We start from the raw sequence: 17,040 nt of genomic DNA, 5'->3' as shown, positions 1-17,040 counted from the left end.
CCCCTTCTTTCATTAGACAAGTTGGTTTCCCGACAGCTGCTTGGCTGGTCGCTGGGCAGTTGGTGGGATCACTACTACTGATTGCGTTGTCTCATTGACGATAATCGGTTGATCCACAGTTTCATTAGATACTTCAACTGTTGGTTTTTCTTCTGAATGATCTTCTAATCCCACGGGATTATCAGTTGGTTGTTCTTTCTCTGCTTCAACACTTCTCGCTAGATCTTTGTCATAGATCGTTAAATTGTATGCTTCGATTAGAGCGATCAATTTCTTATCGTAAGTCGTATCCGTCGCATATTTTCCAGTTAAAGCTTTTGCCGCTTCTTGATAACTCCCAGCATTCGACTTCCATGTTCCTTGATAGAAACCAACATTGCCTGAGAGACCATTTTTCAAAAGTGCTGCATAATCTTCCAAAGATTCTTTATAGCTTGGATACTGCCGAAAAGCAGATTGAATTGTATAGAGCTCCCCATTCCCTTTATCTTCCTGTGTTTTGAAAGACACTTCTTTTCCTTGATAACTTCCTTTAATTCCAAACAGATTATAATAAGGTGATCGAGCCAGTTGACTGTTGCCTGACCCTGTTTCTAAAATGGCTTGAGCAATCATGACGGAAGCATACAGCTCTTCATCCCATGCAATTTGTTGCGCTTCTTTTCCAATGAGTTGAATGAAGGACTCAGTGGTTTGATTTTTACTCACTGAAAACTGATAATTTTTTTCTACTTTTTCTATTGGAAGCGGCGTCTGAACTTTGCTTACTCCTTCTGAGACTATTGAGTTTGAAATAGTTGGCTTTTCCGTTGTTTTTTCACTCTCTGTTGAACCTGTGAGTGAATCGATCGTTTTTTTCTTTTCCTGTTCGCTGCTTTCACTTTCTTTAATAGAAGAAGCGGTTGATTCCGTGACTTCTTTTCTCACTGTACTGATAACAGTAGACGCGGTTATCACCTCTTGAATCGTTTCTGATTGAGAAGACAACAGGTTTTTCGTTTCTGCCACTACCATTTGTTTTATTGATTGTTGCCACCAGATAAATGAACAACTAACTAGTACAAAACCTTTCAACAGAATTTTAGTCTTCATTGGGCCTCCGCCCTTCTGTTGGTCGGCCTCTCGGTTTTCTTGATCGAACAGATCGTTTTAATGTCTGCAGTGTGGAGTGAAAATGCAAAGCTGTCATTCTAAGGTAAATGGCTAGCAACATTAACAATAGTAGTAAGAACAATTGACTGACTGTCACTACTTCCTGGAAATCCGTAAAGTAAAAGAAAATCCCTAAGACAACGACACCAAGCAGAACTACCAACGAAAACAACCAGTAAATCCAATACCAAAAGGTATACCATTCGATTTTTTCCTGCAGTGTCTTCATTTCTGATCGTTCCCCTCTTGGACAATCCCTAAGATTTGAGGCTCGGTAATTAAACCAAAATGGCGACTGTCATAGGACAACTCCCGATTATCCCCTAAGATAAAGTAATAGCCTTCCGGGATTCGGTCCCTGGAAAAGTTATCCCAGTTAAAGTCTTCCGTTTCTTGGGCAAAAGGATCATTTACCCGTTTTTTATTGACAAATAATTTACCGTTGTGATAATCAATCCGCTCTCCTGGTAGGCCAATCACCCGTTTTAAATAGGTCCCTTCTGGGTTTTCTGGCGGATGTAAGACAATCACATCGAAGCGTTTAGGTTTATGATGGGCGCTAATTTGAATCACTTCCTCTTCCTTAAAGGTGGGGGACATCGACTCCCCACTGACAGAATATTTAGGATACAACCAATGATAGGTCTGAAAAAAGCTAAAGAATACCAGGTATAGTCCGACAAAAAACAGCGCGGCTTTTGCTGGAAATGTCCCGCGTTGACTCCTACCTCAACCAGCCTCCTTGGCATCTTTTACTGGGGTATCTCGCTGTTCCCGCATAAACTTCTCTAAAACCGAACTTTCTCCTTGCAGTAAATCAAAGTATGCTGCTTTGCCTAGTAGGTTGTCATAATCCATCTTCATTAATTTGACATACGGCTTTCGAAACCACGGCCTGGCATGAATCTGGGCTCGAGATTCAATCACCTGGCATTCATACAACATAAAATGAATATCTCGAGCAGAGAAATTAGCTTTAATCTGCTTGACCTGATCTCGTTCATAGACTAGCTGGTTGGCCGTCACTATCATCTTTTCAGTTTTACTCACCAAGTCTCCATTTAAATGCCACATCTGTTCCAAAAAACGAGCCTTTTGTAATAAGTAGGTGTATTCTCGCAAACTAATCCTAAGACGTTTGTCCCAGTTGCTTTCTTCTTTCTGTTCCTGCTTAAAGTACTGGATACCGCTGTGGAGCATTGAAAGCTCCAATTTCTCAATGACCAGCTCCAGCTTTTGATTCACGGCTCGCAGGCGGGCTTTGCTTTGACTCTCGAGGTTTTCTTCCTCTTTTTGAACTCTATCTATTGATACTGCTTCTTTGGCTTGATCTGCAGCTATTGTTACAACTGGCTTTTTCATTGCTTTTCCCATTTGTTGTGCAGCCAGTTCCTGAAAAAGCTGCTCTGCTCGCTTCAACGCTTCCTCTGGTGTCAAAGCAAATTGTTGCGATAAGCTCTCTTCTAGTTGAACTGCAAAAGGAAATCCTTCTTTTCGAAAGGTCAGTGGCACAAAATCAAAGCGATAGACTTGTCGCCCATACTTGGCTTCTTCGGTTTGCGCCTTCAGCCAAGCAAATTGGGGAAAGAACTGTTGAATGACTTGCCAGAAAGCGTGCCAATCAAATTCGTTAGGTTCTAACAACAGCTCTAAGTGATAACTGCCATCCATCCAATGAAATAATTGTTGAAAATGTGTCCGAATTTTTTCCCTTTGGTGTCCATCTAAACTACCTTCTGGCGCATACAAATACTCACAAGATTTTTCGATGGCCGCCAATAAATCCGTCTCAGCCAAACTAGTGGTCATCTTTGGTGCTGGTGTGGGATACAGTGTTACTTGTGTCTGTTTCGTCTTCACTGTGGATCATCCCTTCTGTTACTCGTCATCTAATAGATGATCGCTGTTCGCTAATAATTTGACGAAGAATTGAGCCGTTTCGTCTTGAACGGAACGTAGGCGCTTGCGGTAATTCTTAATTTCCTGCTTCATCACTCGCAGCTCCAAAGCCGCATCGTGCATCAGTTGTTGGGCTTCATGCTCGGCTTGATGGCGGATACCGTTGGCTTCGTATTCTGCTCGCTCCAAGATTTCCCGTTCTTGTTTCTTGGATTCCACTAAAATACTCGCTAATTCATCCTTCATCGCTTCATTGGCTGACAGTTTCTTTTTTAGTTGGTTAATTTGTTGCTTAGCTTCTGCTAATGCAGCCGCATCTCCTGCTTGTCCATCTAATTCCTGATTCAATTGTTCTAGCTTCTCCTTCAACTGAGTCAGCTGATCTCCTCGTTTATTCAGTTGATTCTTTAGTTGCTCATTGACAACTTTTTGATCTTGAAGCTGCTGTTCTTTTTCAGTTAAGGTAGTAGCCATACCCGTAAGCTCGGTTTGTTTGACTTCTAATTGATGCTTCAATTGCGCAACAGTTTCTTCCAGTCGTTCCACTTCCTGTTGCAGTGGCTGTTCCTTTTCAGCAGTTGTATTCTCTTGTGCTGTCTGATCTTCTTTGTATTCTTCTATTCGTTGCCGCGAACGTCTGCTTCCCCGTTCGTATTCGTTATACGATTCACTTGGTCGCTCATACCCTTCTTCTGGATAAGAATCGTACCCGTAGTCCTCTTCATAACCTTCTTCGTACTCATCATAGTAGTAATCTTCCTGTGGTCCTTCTTGAGAATCCGCTCTCTTCTGCTTTCTTAATCCAAACATCTATTATTTTCCCTCCAGCTCTGTAAAAAATAGGTTTTGCTATATTCTGTCCATTCCTCTATACTTTTACTAGACAATTACTAGGCAATGGCACGCAGTTCTTTCCTAGTCTAAGCTAGACTAGGAAACCCATCGAAAAAGCCCATAGGGACAACAAAAAATCAGCTACCTGTTGACGGCAGCTGACGGTTTAACCACTCAAAAAAAATAGTAATATTTTTTATTAAATAACAATCACTCTAACTAATTTGCACAATTTTAAAATAACGTATGTTATCCAAAGGTTTTTATCTCTTAAATAGGTTTAAGAGATCCTCTCCATCCGAGTAAACGCTTACTTGAATTATCCAAAACAATTCTCTTCCTAAAAGCTTTTTTCGTTATTTTGAAAACGTTTTACAGGATAGTTTCTTCCATTTGTGCCACCACTTGGATCCGTTGTTCCACGAGTGTACCCGCGTAGGTGTCCAAAGTCATTTGGGTTGAGCTGTGCCCCAACAAGGCACTGACACTCATGATATCTCCTTGGCTTTCTAAACAACGCGTCGCAAAGGTGTGCCGCAGCTGATGAAAATGAACATGAGATAACCCGGCTTTCTCGCGGATGCGATGGAAATGATAGGTTAACAACCGCGGCTCCCATGGACGATGGTTTCTGCAGAAGACAGCGGGGCCTTCCGCCTGCTCTTTGTGCTGTAGTAACAGCTGTTTGACCGCTTGACTCATGGGAATGGAACGGGTGGATGTCGCTGTTTTTGAACTGCTATAGAGCAATTCCGTTTTTCGTCCATTATATACACCGAAAATGCGTTGGAACGTTGAGTGAACATGAATCAAATTATTGTCAAAATCAATATCCTGCCATGTGAGGGCAGAGATTTCACCAATCCGCAAGCCGGTATGCAGAGCCAGCACTGTAGGTAATCCCTGACCTTTTTCTTCCATTAATGCGATCGTTTCCAGTTGTTTTTGTTCTTGCCTCGTGAGGGCCTGGTTTCTATTTTTCACCACTTTAGGCAATGGAATCAACCCAAAAGGGTTTTCTTTGATCAGCTTTTTGCGGATCGCTTGGTTCATGCATTGCTTGGTAATCCGGAAAATGACGTGAATCGTCGAAGGCTTTAGCGACTGTTCCATCAAAGAGGCTAACAACTCCTCTGCCACTGCTTCATCCAATTCGTTCAGATCGTAATGCCCGATCACCGACAGAACATAATGAACCAGCTTGTGTTCATAGTTGGCATAAGTGGATGGCTTTACTCCCGGCTTCACCTCTTGTAACCAGCGATAGCCCCATTCATTCAGGGGAATGGCTGCTTCTCCTTGAATTGTCTGAACTAGTTGATACTTCATTTTCAGGGGATAGAGCTTTGCCCGCACTTCCTGAAGGGTTTTGCCGTACACTGATCCATACTTAGATTTTCCATTCGATTTTGTGCCTTTCCGGTAGCGGCCTTCCCAGCGTTTGTCCTTGCGGCGATAGATATTTTCGCCTCTGCGCATGTGTGACCATCCTTTCTCTTTGACGGTAAATTTGACGGTAGATAGAATTACGCCTTCTTTCCGCTTTTTCCTGCATAGATTCGAAGAGTTATCTCCTAGATGGGGAAAAAGGGAATAAGTAAATAATCATTTTAATTATTTTTATAAAATATATTGCGTAATCATTCCCGATAACCTATAATTAAAACAACAGATGTGTGAAAAATGAAAGATAAACACACGAAATGACGACCAACCTCCTAGTCTAGCTTATACTAGGATTTTTTTATGTCTACGTAGCATTCTTTCACTTTTGATTAACATTAGTTTTTTAGTTTTTCCGTATTGTATCCCTTAATCTTTTTTAACTTAATGATTCAAAATGATTATTCTTATTTTAAAAAAAGAATTTCCATCGGATTATATCACAGGTTCCGTTTAATTAAACATAAACTTTACATAACTTTCAAAATAAATGATGGAAATTATTTTAACAAAAGAGCGGATTTATCAGGTAAAATTGGAATACGTCATAGTATTCATTCCTATGACAAATGATTTCATCAGGCTGTTAGAGTCGGGAAAAGCATGGAAACCGTACCTGTTTAGATGAGGGGCCTCTCACGATCAAGCGAAAGAAATAACTCGTTGATACGCGATCAACGATGTTGGGTATTTGGTTCTAGCTATTTCTTCGATCTTCTTCAGTAACTGAAAAGAAGGAGTGTACATGTATGGGTAATCCCCTTGTTAGCGATTATATTGAAAGCGTTCTTCTAGAATGTGAATGTTTTTCAAAGAATTGGGAGAAAGTGTGCCATCAAATAGACCAGTCTGCACCACCGGAAAATCAAGTCCTCTCTCTTGTTTTGCCTATTCCTGAAAGGAGTGGGACCATTCTCTTTAGTGAAACCAGTGGGTACTCTTCTCCTTATCAATCGTTAGCGACCCTTAAAAACGATAAAACGATTCATAATTTTTTAGACTATGCCGCCCTATCCCATGCACTGAAACGCTTTAGCTGCTTTGGGGCGAAAGCAATGCCTCTGGTCAATCTGCGTTCGGTCTTATTTCCTGTAGGAAGAGCCAGAAATGCCAGTTGGATCAATCCCTTAATGATTGAACAATTGGAGGAAAAGGGGCCGTTTACTCAGATTCAACTGATCAACGGTCTCACAATCGAAGTGGCGGCTAGTAGTCAAAGCATTTGTACTCGAGCCGAAGCCGCGCTATCTGTTTTATCAATGATTGAACGTGACTACTTGATTGCAGGAAAGACGGGGCCTCATTCGCCTTTAGACGTGTTGCGGCTGCCGGATACGCCTTTTGCGCGCAGCATGAGTCGCAAACCGCTGTTGCAAAAGTTTCCATTACCTATTCGGGCCTTGAGAACAGCGTATGAACAGGAATATGCCTTACAGACCCCTCTTCGTTTTGGGCATACGATCGAAGGGCTTGACTGGATCCATGAGTCCTTCCACACCTTACCTACTGAGTAAAATCAATTAAGTTTATCAATCAACTAAAGCTGTCTTCGTTATTTAATTTCTCATTGGAGAGACGAAGACAGCTTTTTTCTGTCTTCTTTTTCGTCTATTCGCTAACAAGAACAGTATTAAACCAACGAATATAGCCATGCACTTCACAAACTCCTTCTTCCATTTGGGACATGAAAAAATTTTCTTGTATGTCCCAAATCGGCCCTTTTTCCGCTTTGAAAACGAGTGGAAATTTGCGAAAGCTTATTAAATCAAGATTCTCAAAAAATCGAAGGGCTGTTTTGGGACATGACCAACCACTTTCGGCGTTTTTCAAACTCGTGTTATTGAAGTAGGCTTTAGTCACCGGCCGGGAAACACAACAAGCACTACCAAAACAAATTTAAAAACAGAAAACGGAGGAATTAAAACGATGATGCAAAAGTTAGGCACAAAATTACAGGTACAAATCGAACAAGCAGGGGAAGACAAACAGAAGAAAGTGAACTTTTCAAATGTGATTGATAATCCACCCGAAGAAGATGTGGTGAAATTAGGAGAGATCATGGCAGAGCTATCCCAGCAAGGCAGCTCACTGGATAGTGTGATTATGACTGTTCAATCAAGAATTACGAAGGAGGTTGAATAAGCATGAATCGAGTCGTGAAGTTAGTTTCTATTTTTAGAAATGGTGCAGGCAAATCGCAGACATGGAGCTTGAGTAACCCAGATACTACTAAGACTCCCTCACAGATCAAAGGTCTATTAGGAGAACTGGCTCAATTGAATTTGTTTCAGAAGGATGGGATTCGTTTATTTGAAACAGTTGTTAGTGCGAAGTATGTCGAAACGATTGAAACAACGATCTTTGAAGAAGAACTTGTTGCACGGTAATTGAATTTTGAGAAGCTGCGGCAGACGTGCCGTACTTCTTTTACTTAACGAATCTAGCTGGATTTCCTAGGTATCCAGCTTATCTGCTAGTTACCTACTATACAAATAAAAAGGAGAAATTTATTATGGCAGAGCAACCCTTCACCCACCAACAACTATTTAACCTAAAACTCGAAACCATTGAGCAAAGACTCATGGAATATTATCAGGAAACTCAAAATGGCACCATGACCATTAAACTATTGCTTGCTTTACGTGTTCGTTATCAGCTTGGTGCGAAGGAGTTCGCTCTGGTATTGCAAGACTTAGTACGTTACCTATTTATGAATACCAAGGCTACGAAAACTATGAAGCAGTTTTTCTGGTATTTCGTGGATTATTTTGAAACCAGTGAATTGCGGATACTGGGTTTTAAACTGAATCCTGTTCGCAAGTTTATTGAAAAAACCAAGTCTCTTATAAAATCAGCAGCGAAGATTTTCCAAAACGTTACCGACTCTGAAGCCACCTGAAAATAATACTTATTGTCTGTCCCACCTACGCGAATAAAAACCGAAAGGAGTCACAAAATGATCAGACTAGTTTCCACCTTCCTAAATAGCGAAGGTAAGAAGCATAATTTTACTTTTAAAGATCCGGATACTACAAAGAGTCCGGAAGAAATCAAAGAATCATTGGAATTGTTAAGCAGCTTAAATCTATTTGAAAAAGATGGCGTTGGCCTATTCCAAGAAGTAGTAAAGGCCAAATACGTTGAAACCATCGAAAGACCAATTTTTGAGGGGGATGAATTATTTGGGGTGCCTGTTCCAGAAGAAAAACCGGAGCAGCTGACAGCACTTCGTTGCACTTGGCAGGAAACACCAAAAGTTCCAGAAGTATCCTTAGCTTCACCCATCAGAAGTGAGGTGCACGACGCACTGCGTTCAGCTTCTGATAAAGGTACGGTGGTTGAAGATACTACAACTACTTGTTCTTCAATTGAAGGAACAACAACTCTAGAAGAAGAAAAGACTTTCTCTCCACCTGCTGGCAGTCCTTACGATGTCGTTAAGGAATTGGTGCGACGCCGAAAGCGGAGGAAAGCCAAAGAAAAAGAGCGTCAGAAGCGAAAAGATCCGCCTGACGCTCCTTCTTGATACTAATCTGATCATTTACCAGCGTAGGTAGACAATCCTCGTCTGAATCATGCTCCTGTACTGAAGGGAGGTGATGGATGTGCAACCTTTTGTACAGTATATTCTAGCTCCGATTATTGTTGGTGTGGTTCTCGCTATCGTGAACCATTTGCTGGATGATCATGATCCATGACGAAGCAATAAAGTCTGACACTTGCGAATCGGGCCCATTCGCAGGTTGTTCACTCTTCTAGTATCAGAAGGAGTTTAGGTCTTACTACGACAATAAGACTAAAAATCGACCTTTGAAAACTAAATATCGAATGGAAGGCACACTAAAACAATTGCTGCTTTTTTCTTTTTTCGGTACGTTCATTATTAGAATTTAATCCTGCCCATGAACAAATGTGGGCAGCTTGTTTAAATGTACATAAGAAGGATTACTGGTGTACACAGCTTTTTACTAGACTTGGTTTCTAGACTCATAAGATCGTTCTTCCCCTACTTTTCAATCTAAAAAACAGCATTGATATGAGCGACACTACAATCATTCCAGTAAATGGCAAAAATAGAATGAATATAAATCATTGCTGGCGGAGAACTCGTCAAACCGTGTTCATTTTGACAAACCAGTTCTCTATATTTTCCCACCATAATATGAGAAATGATCAAGGTGATAATGCCGAAAGTGACGGTTAAATAGCGATAGATACGTTTCATTGGAACATCCCCTTTTTTCCTTTTATTGTCTCATATTCTCTTCCTAGTAGATATAATATCTTGGTCTTCTACATACTGTTCACAATACAAAGATATATAAAAAGCACTCAATCTAAATTGTAATTGAGTGCTTAGATCCACTAATTCATCGCCGAATAATACTTTAATTCTTCCAGTTGTTGGGAACTCTCTAGCCAATATTCATAGAAAGAACTACTTAATTTGTAGCCTCTGCCCCACAAGGTGGTGATGGTTTCACCTGTAATGCCGTGAAGCTCGAATTTATGCTTCAATTTGTTAATCAAACAAGACAACTGACTCATGTTCGAAGACGTGCTGCCATCCTGCCATAAATAGTTACACAATTCCTGGCGGGATAATACGCCGCTAGTGGAATAGGATTGGATCAGGCATTCAAAGACCCTTTTTTCTGTTTTGGAAAGGCTTTTGATCAGTAACTTCAAATTATTCGAGGTAGTTTCTTCTCCTTGTATAGTAGGGAAGGTTAGAATTTGATTGCCAGTTACTACGTCCTGTTTCACTTGATGCTGAAGCTCATTCATTTTTTCTCGCAGAAGTTCATAGCTGGTCTCTTTTGCTACCCAATCCACTAGACCGCGTTCTTGCCAGAAGGCTTGTTCTTCCTCATTTGGGATGTTCTCCACCACTCGTAAAACTAGTAGTGGGTGATTTTTTAACATTTGCAGAATCTGTTCTACTTCTGAATTACACAGACTTTCACTTAACACAATCCATTGAAAATAAGAAAGAAAAGGACTAATCGTGCCTGTCTTAAGACGTTTGAACAGGTCTGTCGAACAAAGAATTTCGCAATTCATCCGCTGTAACTTGCGGACTAACGGCTCTTCAGCCAATGAGTTTTTCGTTAAAATAAGTACATGTTGCATGGGGATTCACCTTCTCTTCAAATTTTTGGTATTTTTTTCTCTTTTATAGGCGGCTTTGTCTCGGTTTCTTCCGTATCAATCAAGACATTCCACAGAATGACTAACGTCACAACCACACAAATAGCGACTTGAATCCACAATTGATCAAAATAGGATTCGGCTAGTTTGATACTAAAAATTGCCAGTAGGAAACAAATGACTAAAATAATAGCTAGTTGGACTTGTTTTAGTTCTTGTTGTACACGATAGGCCGTTTCAATTGGTACTCGTTTTTGTTGGGCTACCTGTCGAACAGAGCTTTTCTCTACCAACAACCAGATCATTTCGCGATAGAGTTTGCGTGCTTCCGGTTCTTTGCTGAATAGAGAGTAAGCATCTTTACTACGGTCTCTTTCTTTGCCAGCTTTGACCAGTACTGGATGGAGTAGGCGGTCATTGCGCAGCGACCATCGAAAAACTTGGCGCCATTCTTCGATGGTTAGTTGAGGCAAGTTCAATATATCTAAGGTTAATTCTTGTGTTTCTAACTGATCCAAACAAGCTAGCAACTGGCGATAATCGCGAGAAACAACCTCCCATGAAGCAATTACCAAATGGTCTCCAGGTTGGGCAAAGTTCATTAAAGCCTGAAAGTCACTTGTTGGTGAATGCAAGGCCTCCACCTCTTGTGCTCCATCAGAAAAGAGTTCATCCACTGGATAATCTTCCAGCATATCCAATTGTTGGGTGAGTTGATACCCGCGTGCATAGCCTAGATTCATCGTGTCCTTCCTCTTTCTGTTGGAGTTTGTCGTCGGTTAGTGCCCGATTGTTTCCTATTTAGTAACAACCGGGTAATCTGTGTCTGCAAATCCTGTTGGCTTCGCATTAGCGAGAACAGCAGGTAACTTTGAACCAGCACAATCAGGCCTAATACTAGTAATAAGAGATAGACCATATTCTGTCTCGCCTCTTTCGTTTATTTTGTTTTGATTTTTCCTAGATCATTTTTCTTGTAATCCCAGCTGTAAGGTTGAGGAGCTTTATTTTCTACATCAGCTGTTTGATTCGGTTGAAGATAGAGGGTCAGCCACAACTCGTTGGTGGCATCAATCGTTCCTCGATTTAACATCACAGGACCAGCAGTGATTGATGTATTGTTCTGATGACTGGCTGCTTCTGTAGTCACATAATGACCGAGGTACTCATAAAAGGATGGAATCACTGGTTGTAACACCAATTGATCTGAATCATCCGTCAACGGTTTGGTGGTCAAAATAAAATTGGTAAATGCCGGATTGTCCGCATTTTTCCCTGAATTAACAATCGTATTGGCTTGATAGGTCGGATCAATAGCTGGACTACCACTGTTAAACAGTCGGTTCTCGATCTCTATATACCCTTCTGCTGGTACCACCAGTTCATTGGATGGCTTCATTACTACTTGGCGAACATGAAGGATCGCTTTTCTTAAGGAGTAGATCGCCTGTCCTTCTTGATAGGTTCCTGAGACTGTATAGTTCATCCCTCTTGATGTATCATCCAACTCTCGAAGCTCAACAAAGCTGTAAAATTCTAGACTTGTAGGTTGAACCGTGATTGTCTGGTTTAGTCGAAGTTGTTGATCAAAAATCAGGTCTCCATCTGTTACGGGTGTTCCCAGCTCATCATAGGCCTTTAAGGAAATTTTTTGTGGAATGGCTGCCTTCCAACAGACATCGGTGATTTCATCGCCTTCGGTTTGACCACCGTATTCGGAGAATTCGACGTAGTAACCTTGATTCGCATCAGCGCTATATGTTACGTTGCCAGGTAAATCATTCCACTCTTTACTATCATGAAAAGCAAATTGAAGAATATATTCTGATGGACCACCTCCGCCATTATTAGGTTCTCCTGTAGCAAATTTATTATAAACATTTATAGGTGTATAACCTGTTGTGGTCTTCCCTACATAAAAACTCTCACCGGCTTCTGGTCCACTAGCCCAATACCATTCGTCTTGCTCTGTATCGTAGTCACTCTGAGCTTGTGGAACTACAGATTCATCATTTATTTTATTACCGTTTTTCAACACACCTCTTGTACCTCCAAGCAGGCCTGCTTCTTTGGCAATATTGTCGAAAATGAAATCATGCTCTTCTTCTGAGGTTATCGTGGCAAGATAGCCAGTCAGACCTTTATATCTTAATTCTTTTGCGCCATTATATGCTTCAAACCAATTTTTTCCTGGTGCACTCTTTTCCTGCATGAAGACATAATAGTGTGTTGTTCCATTTTCATCAATCCATGAAGTATATACTTTTTCATGAAGAATCACTTTAATGTTTCCAGAAGTGTTCACCGAGTTCTTAATAGTAAATCGCAAACCTTCCAAAAATGTTTGAATTGTAGCTGCACCGTTATTGGACTCCATCGCAAAGCTGAAAGAATAGTAGTCCGTAGTTTCGCTATTCTCAAACGAATACCAGTCTGTTGGTAAACTAAGCGACGCGAAATCTTTAATTTCTGTATTTTTAGGAATTTGGATTTCGATGGATTTCATTTTATTATTTATTGAAGCATCCAAAGCTACGTTTACCAGTTTCGCTTCATTACCTGTTCGCTCTATTTCAAAGTCCACATTTTGAATGATGTCTTTAATTTGAACAGTCGTCGTTTCGCTGACATTACTCATCCGATCTACTGCTATGACTTGTACATATTTTTCCGAATCCTGCTTTTCATTGATTGAAAATGAAGTAGCAGTTGAATAGGAAACCGTATCATCATTGGGTGCTACATACAAATCGAAGTCCGCTTCTGGAATTCGACCATTAGCATCTTTTTTTGCTTCAACTTCAGCTTTAAAGTCTGGAGATGTGGGTGTATTTGTTACTCGATAAAAATAGCCAGCAATATTGCTGCTAATTTCTTCTTGCACAGTATCCGATTTCAACAATCCCTGATCTTTTGTATCAGCTTCTACATACCATTGGTAAATTTTACCTTTATCATTGGCATCTACTCGAATGTTCAAATGATCCTTGTCCCCACACCGTATATCAATTAAGGGTTCATCAGGAGATTGATCATCTTTGATTGTATAGTCATCTCCATGATTTTCTAAAGAAACTTGTGCTAAATTATAAAGAACATTGGCTATGATTTTTCGTTCATCTTCCTTTGATTCACCATTACTATGACCAGTTTGAATCATCCCTACATTGTTATTTGTGATTAAATACCAATTGTTTGTCCAATTATTCTCTGTCCAATAAGGATCCCATTTAGAAGGAATATCTGGATTAAATTGCAACCATAATACAGCCGAACTCTCTAAGTTAAAATGATTAATTGAATGCGCTAAAGGAATATCAAAGCTTAAATCATTTGCTAATTCAAAAGGATATTTCATTAAATACCCGTTATTCACAATCGTTACACTATCATTTGCAGCCCACCCTTTTTTATCATGATATCTATAGGTTGGTGTTGTTTCAGCATTAGTCCCAACAAGAGGACCATATTTGTTAAACCATTCCTTATTGAACTGCACCACATTATCGTCATTGGATCCATGCATAATCGTGTCATGTCCAAAAAGTACACCCCTTCCTGAATCTGAAAAAGCTTTTGTGGCATTGTAAGATGTTTCGTTCAAATCATTTGTTGCCCCACCGTAAGTATCCCAACTTCCAAACATGATGACATCATACTTATAATCTCCTGAAGCATCTTTCAAATAGTCATCGGGTTTTGCATTATACTCAGAAAGCTTTACAGGAGTAACTTGAATCAAATTGGCTCCCTGATCATCGACCAAATTTAAACCATTCATCCACCCTTGCAAAGTATTGGAATCTTCTCTGTTTGGATAAACATTTAGTACTTTAATACTTTTTCCATAATTCAAGGATTTTTTTGTCCACGTTCCTCCCTGATCTTCTGATTGAGACAATCGATAACCCGTCTGCGTTAAATTTGAAATTTCATCCCATTTTAAGTCAGCATAACTTATTTTTGACGAGTCCTTCCATTTATTATTAGCAGTTAAACGAAAATCTCCATTTGTGACAATACTTGATGCCTGAACCTTTTTAACCTTTTCTGAATTTGTCCATTGTTTAAATCCTGCAAACAAACTACCAGCTAATAAGCATAAGAAACCTATCATTAAAAGATTTTTTACAGGCTTTTTTCTCATCCATCTCATTTATCTCAACTCCTTCTCCAACACTTATCAAATCAATGTTCTACTCGATAAAACACTCATCTCATGAGTGCTGCACTTTTTATAAAGGGATACAGAAGTTGCTGCATCCCTAGTTATCTACCTTCATTTAACGCATCGTCGACATCTTTTAACGGTCCGGAAGTTGGCGTATTGCCTTGCCACCAGGCATCACGATAAGCAAATTCTGCACAGTTGACCGTTTCTGCCTTGATCGTAATGATTAATTCTGCCCCATGGTACCGATCTCGTAATTGATTAGAAAGTTTCACCTTTTTGAATAGCTTGCTGGTTGCTTTTTTCGGTTCGACTGCTTCTTTGATGTAGTAGTAATAGCCGTCTTCACCATCCAACCAGTCTGCTGTAGTCATTTCTTCCAGTATCAAGTCTGTGCCAATTTTTAATGGTAGGACTTGTTTATTCTGGGCATCTCCGGCTATTGCTGCTTGAACCTGAGGTGAGACCATCACTCGGACGAACTGGTTAATCGTTCCACTGTTTTTAATCGAAACTTCTTTTTTCACTGAGAAGTCTAAAGGCAGCTCCGTTCGAATTTCGAAATCTTCCTCAATTGACGTCTCCACTTGACCCACTCGAAAATCATTTTCTTCGCGATCCGTTGCCGTCATAGCCGCATAGACCAGATAACTTCCGCCAATTAATAGGAGGAGACAACTGAATGCAAAAACAAGGTATAACATGTGACGATTTTTTCTTTGCTGCTTCATCTTGCCCCTCCTTTACTTGGCTAGTTTATCTTTGTACAGCTGATAAGCATGATCATTGGTGGGATGAATGCCCCAGTCGCTGATTAATTCTTTGGTCAAATCATGAGCGTCCATTTCTGGAACCAGTTTATATAGAGCTCCTTTGTATTGGTTGGCATATTCAGCATTGAGCGTAATGCTTTCCAACAAATCAGTCGTTACTTCGTTGGGTTGAAGAACTTCTGAATAGTAAAAATAGCCCTTCTCGTAGTACCAATAGTCTTGTTTTCCTACCGCCGCTGCTGGTATATTAAAAACATTCGTAGTTGCGAACGTCAGCTCAAAGGCCGCCAGAGGCAATATCCTTGTACCACCATAGATATAAGCTTGATTCTTTAACACCTGATCCGCCTTGTAATACGTATTGGCGTTGATCTCATACGTATGACCGATTACCCATGTGTCTGTTTTCTGCACATCAATGGGAGTGGTGAAGGTTCCGTAACTCTTTAGATTGGCATTGCCATTCCGATTATTGTCGGGATTGGCATCCAACCGATGATTATCGGTCGTATCCACCTCAAAGCTGGCAAAAAACTCCTTCAAGGAGAGTCGGACAATTGTGGGCATTTCCCCATTATTCCTGACCTTCACTTGTTTAGTCTTTTTGACTCCCGGAGCCCAATCAAACACTCGATCGAAGTCTTCTTCAATAATTGCAGACAACACTTTACGATTGGCATCTGCTCGGTTGACTCGTTCATCGGCAGAAGTAATCCAAGCATAGGTACTGCCTAACACTAGCAACAAGCTTAACACCAGAGAGAAGCAGGCGAAAAGTCCCTTACTGCGGAGAAACGTTCGAAATAAATGCTGTCGTTTTTCCTTTTGGTTCATTCCTGCTCCTCCTCTCGTCGCTTCTTCCATAGAAACAAAACAATGAGTACTAGCAACATTCCACTTAGAAACATATACACAATTTCTTCTCCCGTTTGCGGCAATCGCTTGCCAGGGCCGGAAGCTTGGGGAGTGCCTCCAGTATTTGGTAAGCTGCCACCACTCGGATTTGACCCTGTTCCAGAATCAGATGGAACTGTCGGTGTTGATGAGTCGGAAGACGAAGGTTCCGTTGGTTTTGTGGGTTGTTGATCCCTAGTACCCACAAACGTCCAGTAGAATTCTAAATGGCTTTGTTCCCGCAAGTCTTCATTCGTCAAACTGGAGTCCAGTGTAAATTTAGCAGTTAATAGCTTATCCGTACCATACTTACAAACGCCTAGTTCCAACGGCATCTTCGACCAGTCAAATTCACCATTACCTAACAACGGTCCCTTGTAGAGCTCTTTCCCGTCCAGTACTAACGTCATCGTGATATGTTCTTTCCACAAAACGGAACCACTGGAGGAAAATTCTTCGACCAACAATCCTAAGGAAAAAGGCTCTTCCAAATCCAAACTACGTATAGTGATTTCCTTTTCATAAGTTTCACCTGGGAGAATATCTTGTAAATCAATGTAATACTCTCCTTCAGAAGTGACATAAATCCCTTCTGAGTCAGCGATCACTAAACCTGACGGTAATGTATTCGCAGCCTCACTCACTAATCCATGACCAAAAGACAGGAGGAAAAGAGAAATGCCCAATAAACGGATAACCATTGATTTTAGGTAGTTCATACAC

At 40.6% G+C, this 17,040-nt stretch carries 19 protein-coding genes; 5 read left to right on the top strand and 14 right to left on the bottom strand.

From position 1 onward, the window contains the following. Positions 1–12 precede the first annotated feature (12 nt). The 6 genes from IGI46_RS08050 to IGI46_RS08025 form a co-directional block, all read right to left on the bottom strand. A complete protein-coding gene (locus IGI46_RS08050) occupies positions 13–1,092 on the bottom strand; it encodes a glucosaminidase domain-containing protein (protein ID WP_429962827.1) in 1,080 nt (359 codons plus the stop codon). Further along, entirely contained in the window at positions 1,082–1,381 is a 300-nt protein-coding gene (locus IGI46_RS08045) for a hypothetical protein (protein ID WP_429962826.1), read from the bottom strand. Before IGI46_RS08045 ends, IGI46_RS08050 begins: the two co-directional genes overlap by 11 nt. Further along, on the bottom strand, positions 1,378–1,821 hold the full coding sequence (gene lepB / locus IGI46_RS08040) for a signal peptidase I (RefSeq protein ID WP_429964940.1): 444 nt from the start codon (positions 1,819–1,821) through the stop codon (positions 1,378–1,380). The genes IGI46_RS08045 and lepB overlap by 4 nt, the downstream gene beginning before the upstream one ends. A 60-nt stretch (positions 1,822–1,881) precedes the next feature. Then, on the bottom strand, positions 1,882–3,012 hold the full coding sequence (locus tag IGI46_RS08035) for a hypothetical protein (protein ID WP_429962825.1): 1,131 nt from the start codon (positions 3,010–3,012) through the stop codon (positions 1,882–1,884). Between the two features lie 18 nt (positions 3,013–3,030). Then, a complete protein-coding gene (locus IGI46_RS08030; protein ID WP_429962824.1) occupies positions 3,031–3,861 on the bottom strand; it encodes a hypothetical protein in 831 nt (276 codons plus the stop codon). Positions 3,862–4,257: 396 nt separating this feature from the next. Beyond that, positions 4,258–5,364 carry a tyrosine-type recombinase/integrase gene (locus IGI46_RS08025; protein ID WP_429962823.1) on the bottom strand — a complete coding sequence of 369 codons (1,107 nt, stop codon included), beginning with the start codon at positions 5,362–5,364 and terminating at the stop codon, positions 4,258–4,260. 713 nt (positions 5,365–6,077) lie between these two features. Between IGI46_RS08025 and IGI46_RS08020 the strand changes: the two genes are divergently transcribed. Continuing rightward, positions 6,078–6,842, top strand: coding sequence for a hypothetical protein (locus IGI46_RS08020; protein WP_429973218.1), 765 nt, complete (start codon positions 6,078–6,080; stop codon positions 6,840–6,842). Between the two features lie 94 nt (positions 6,843–6,936). On the opposite strand, the gene IGI46_RS08015 is transcribed toward IGI46_RS08020, so the two are convergent. Next, positions 6,937–7,188: a hypothetical protein gene (locus tag IGI46_RS08015; protein ID WP_429973217.1), complete on the bottom strand. Its 252-nt coding sequence runs from the start codon at positions 7,186–7,188 to the stop codon at positions 6,937–6,939. A 66-nt stretch (positions 7,189–7,254) separates the two neighbouring features. On the opposite strand from IGI46_RS08015, the gene IGI46_RS08010 reads away from it, so the two are divergent. The 4 genes from IGI46_RS08010 (at position 7,255) to IGI46_RS07995 (ending at position 8,854) form a co-directional block, all read left to right on the top strand. Then, positions 7,255–7,470 carry a hypothetical protein gene (locus IGI46_RS08010; protein WP_429962821.1) on the top strand — a complete coding sequence of 72 codons (216 nt, stop codon included), beginning with the start codon at positions 7,255–7,257 and terminating at the stop codon, positions 7,468–7,470. A gap of 2 nt (positions 7,471–7,472) precedes the next feature. Continuing rightward, positions 7,473–7,715, top strand: a complete 243-nt coding sequence (locus IGI46_RS08005; RefSeq protein ID WP_429962820.1) for a DUF2922 domain-containing protein — start codon at positions 7,473–7,475, stop codon at positions 7,713–7,715. A gap of 125 nt (positions 7,716–7,840) precedes the next feature. Further along, positions 7,841–8,227 (top strand): hypothetical protein, encoded by a 387-nt coding sequence (locus IGI46_RS08000; protein ID WP_429962819.1) that lies wholly within the window; start codon positions 7,841–7,843, stop codon positions 8,225–8,227. 57 nt (positions 8,228–8,284) lie between these two features. Next, the gene (locus IGI46_RS07995) at positions 8,285–8,854 is read left to right on the top strand and encodes a DUF2922 family protein (protein ID WP_429962818.1); all 570 of its coding nucleotides are present in this window, start codon (positions 8,285–8,287) and stop codon (positions 8,852–8,854) included. Positions 8,855–9,346: 492 nt separating this feature from the next. Here the strand turns inward: IGI46_RS07995 and IGI46_RS07990 are convergent, their stop codons facing one another. From IGI46_RS07990 to IGI46_RS07960, 7 genes are all read right to left on the bottom strand, one after another. Further along, positions 9,347–9,553, bottom strand: coding sequence for a hypothetical protein (locus IGI46_RS07990; protein ID WP_429962817.1), 207 nt, complete (start codon positions 9,551–9,553; stop codon positions 9,347–9,349). Positions 9,554–9,693: 140 nt separating this feature from the next. After that, positions 9,694–10,461, bottom strand: coding sequence for a helix-turn-helix domain-containing protein (locus IGI46_RS07985; RefSeq protein ID WP_429962816.1), 768 nt, complete (start codon positions 10,459–10,461; stop codon positions 9,694–9,696). A 17-nt stretch (positions 10,462–10,478) separates the two neighbouring features. After that, positions 10,479–11,222: a recombinase family protein gene (locus IGI46_RS07980; protein ID WP_429962815.1), complete on the bottom strand. Its 744-nt coding sequence runs from the start codon at positions 11,220–11,222 to the stop codon at positions 10,479–10,481. A 197-nt stretch (positions 11,223–11,419) separates the two neighbouring features. Next, positions 11,420–14,635, bottom strand: a complete 3,216-nt coding sequence (locus tag IGI46_RS07975; RefSeq protein ID WP_429962814.1) for a hypothetical protein — start codon at positions 14,633–14,635, stop codon at positions 11,420–11,422. Positions 14,636–14,748: 113 nt separating this feature from the next. After that, entirely contained in the window at positions 14,749–15,381 is a 633-nt protein-coding gene (locus IGI46_RS07970; protein WP_429962813.1) for a hypothetical protein, read from the bottom strand. Positions 15,382–15,393: 12 nt separating this feature from the next. Further along, on the bottom strand, positions 15,394–16,257 hold the full coding sequence (locus IGI46_RS07965) for a BsaA family SipW-dependent biofilm matrix protein (protein ID WP_429962812.1): 864 nt from the start codon (positions 16,255–16,257) through the stop codon (positions 15,394–15,396). Continuing rightward, positions 16,254–17,036, bottom strand: a complete 783-nt coding sequence (locus tag IGI46_RS07960; protein ID WP_429962811.1) for an LPXTG cell wall anchor domain-containing protein — start codon at positions 17,034–17,036, stop codon at positions 16,254–16,256. Before IGI46_RS07960 ends, IGI46_RS07965 begins: the two co-directional genes overlap by 4 nt. Positions 17,037–17,040 lie beyond the last annotated feature (4 nt).

The organism is Enterococcus sp. AZ163 (assembly GCF_050498925.1).
GTDB classification, from domain to species: domain Bacteria; phylum Bacillota; class Bacilli; order Lactobacillales; family Enterococcaceae; genus Enterococcus_A; species Enterococcus_A ferrettii.
The sequence above is the reverse complement of the archived record's forward strand: the minus strand, read 5'-3'. Positions and strand labels throughout refer to the sequence as shown.

Coding starts and splice junctions, on each gene's coding strand:
- IGI46_RS08050 (WP_429962827.1), bottom strand. CDS start 1,092: ATGAAGACTAAAATTCTGTTGAAAGGTTTTGTACTAGTTAGTTGTTCA.
- IGI46_RS08045 (WP_429962826.1), bottom strand. CDS start 1,381: ATGAAGACACTGCAGGAAAAAATCGAATGGTATACCTTTTGGTATTGG.
- IGI46_RS08030 (WP_429962824.1), bottom strand. CDS start 3,861: ATGTTTGGATTAAGAAAGCAGAAGAGAGCGGATTCTCAAGAAGGACCA.
- IGI46_RS08025 (WP_429962823.1), bottom strand. CDS start 5,364: ATGCGCAGAGGCGAAAATATCTATCGCCGCAAGGACAAACGCTGGGAA.
- IGI46_RS08020 (WP_429973218.1), top strand. CDS start 6,078: ATGGGTAATCCCCTTGTTAGCGATTATATTGAAAGCGTTCTTCTAGAA.
- IGI46_RS08010 (WP_429962821.1), top strand. CDS start 7,255: ATGATGCAAAAGTTAGGCACAAAATTACAGGTACAAATCGAACAAGCA.
- IGI46_RS08005 (WP_429962820.1), top strand. CDS start 7,473: ATGAATCGAGTCGTGAAGTTAGTTTCTATTTTTAGAAATGGTGCAGGC.
- IGI46_RS08000 (WP_429962819.1), top strand. CDS start 7,841: ATGGCAGAGCAACCCTTCACCCACCAACAACTATTTAACCTAAAACTC.
- IGI46_RS07995 (WP_429962818.1), top strand. CDS start 8,285: ATGATCAGACTAGTTTCCACCTTCCTAAATAGCGAAGGTAAGAAGCAT.
- IGI46_RS07990 (WP_429962817.1), bottom strand. CDS start 9,553: ATGAAACGTATCTATCGCTATTTAACCGTCACTTTCGGCATTATCACC.
- IGI46_RS07985 (WP_429962816.1), bottom strand. CDS start 10,461: ATGCAACATGTACTTATTTTAACGAAAAACTCATTGGCTGAAGAGCCG.
- IGI46_RS07980 (WP_429962815.1), bottom strand. CDS start 11,222: ATGAATCTAGGCTATGCACGCGGGTATCAACTCACCCAACAATTGGAT.
- IGI46_RS07975 (WP_429962814.1), bottom strand. CDS start 14,635: ATGAGATGGATGAGAAAAAAGCCTGTAAAAAATCTTTTAATGATAGGT.
- IGI46_RS07970 (WP_429962813.1), bottom strand. CDS start 15,381: ATGAAGCAGCAAAGAAAAAATCGTCACATGTTATACCTTGTTTTTGCA.
- IGI46_RS07965 (WP_429962812.1), bottom strand. CDS start 16,257: ATGAACCAAAAGGAAAAACGACAGCATTTATTTCGAACGTTTCTCCGC.
- IGI46_RS07960 (WP_429962811.1), bottom strand. CDS start 17,036: ATGAACTACCTAAAATCAATGGTTATCCGTTTATTGGGCATTTCTCTT.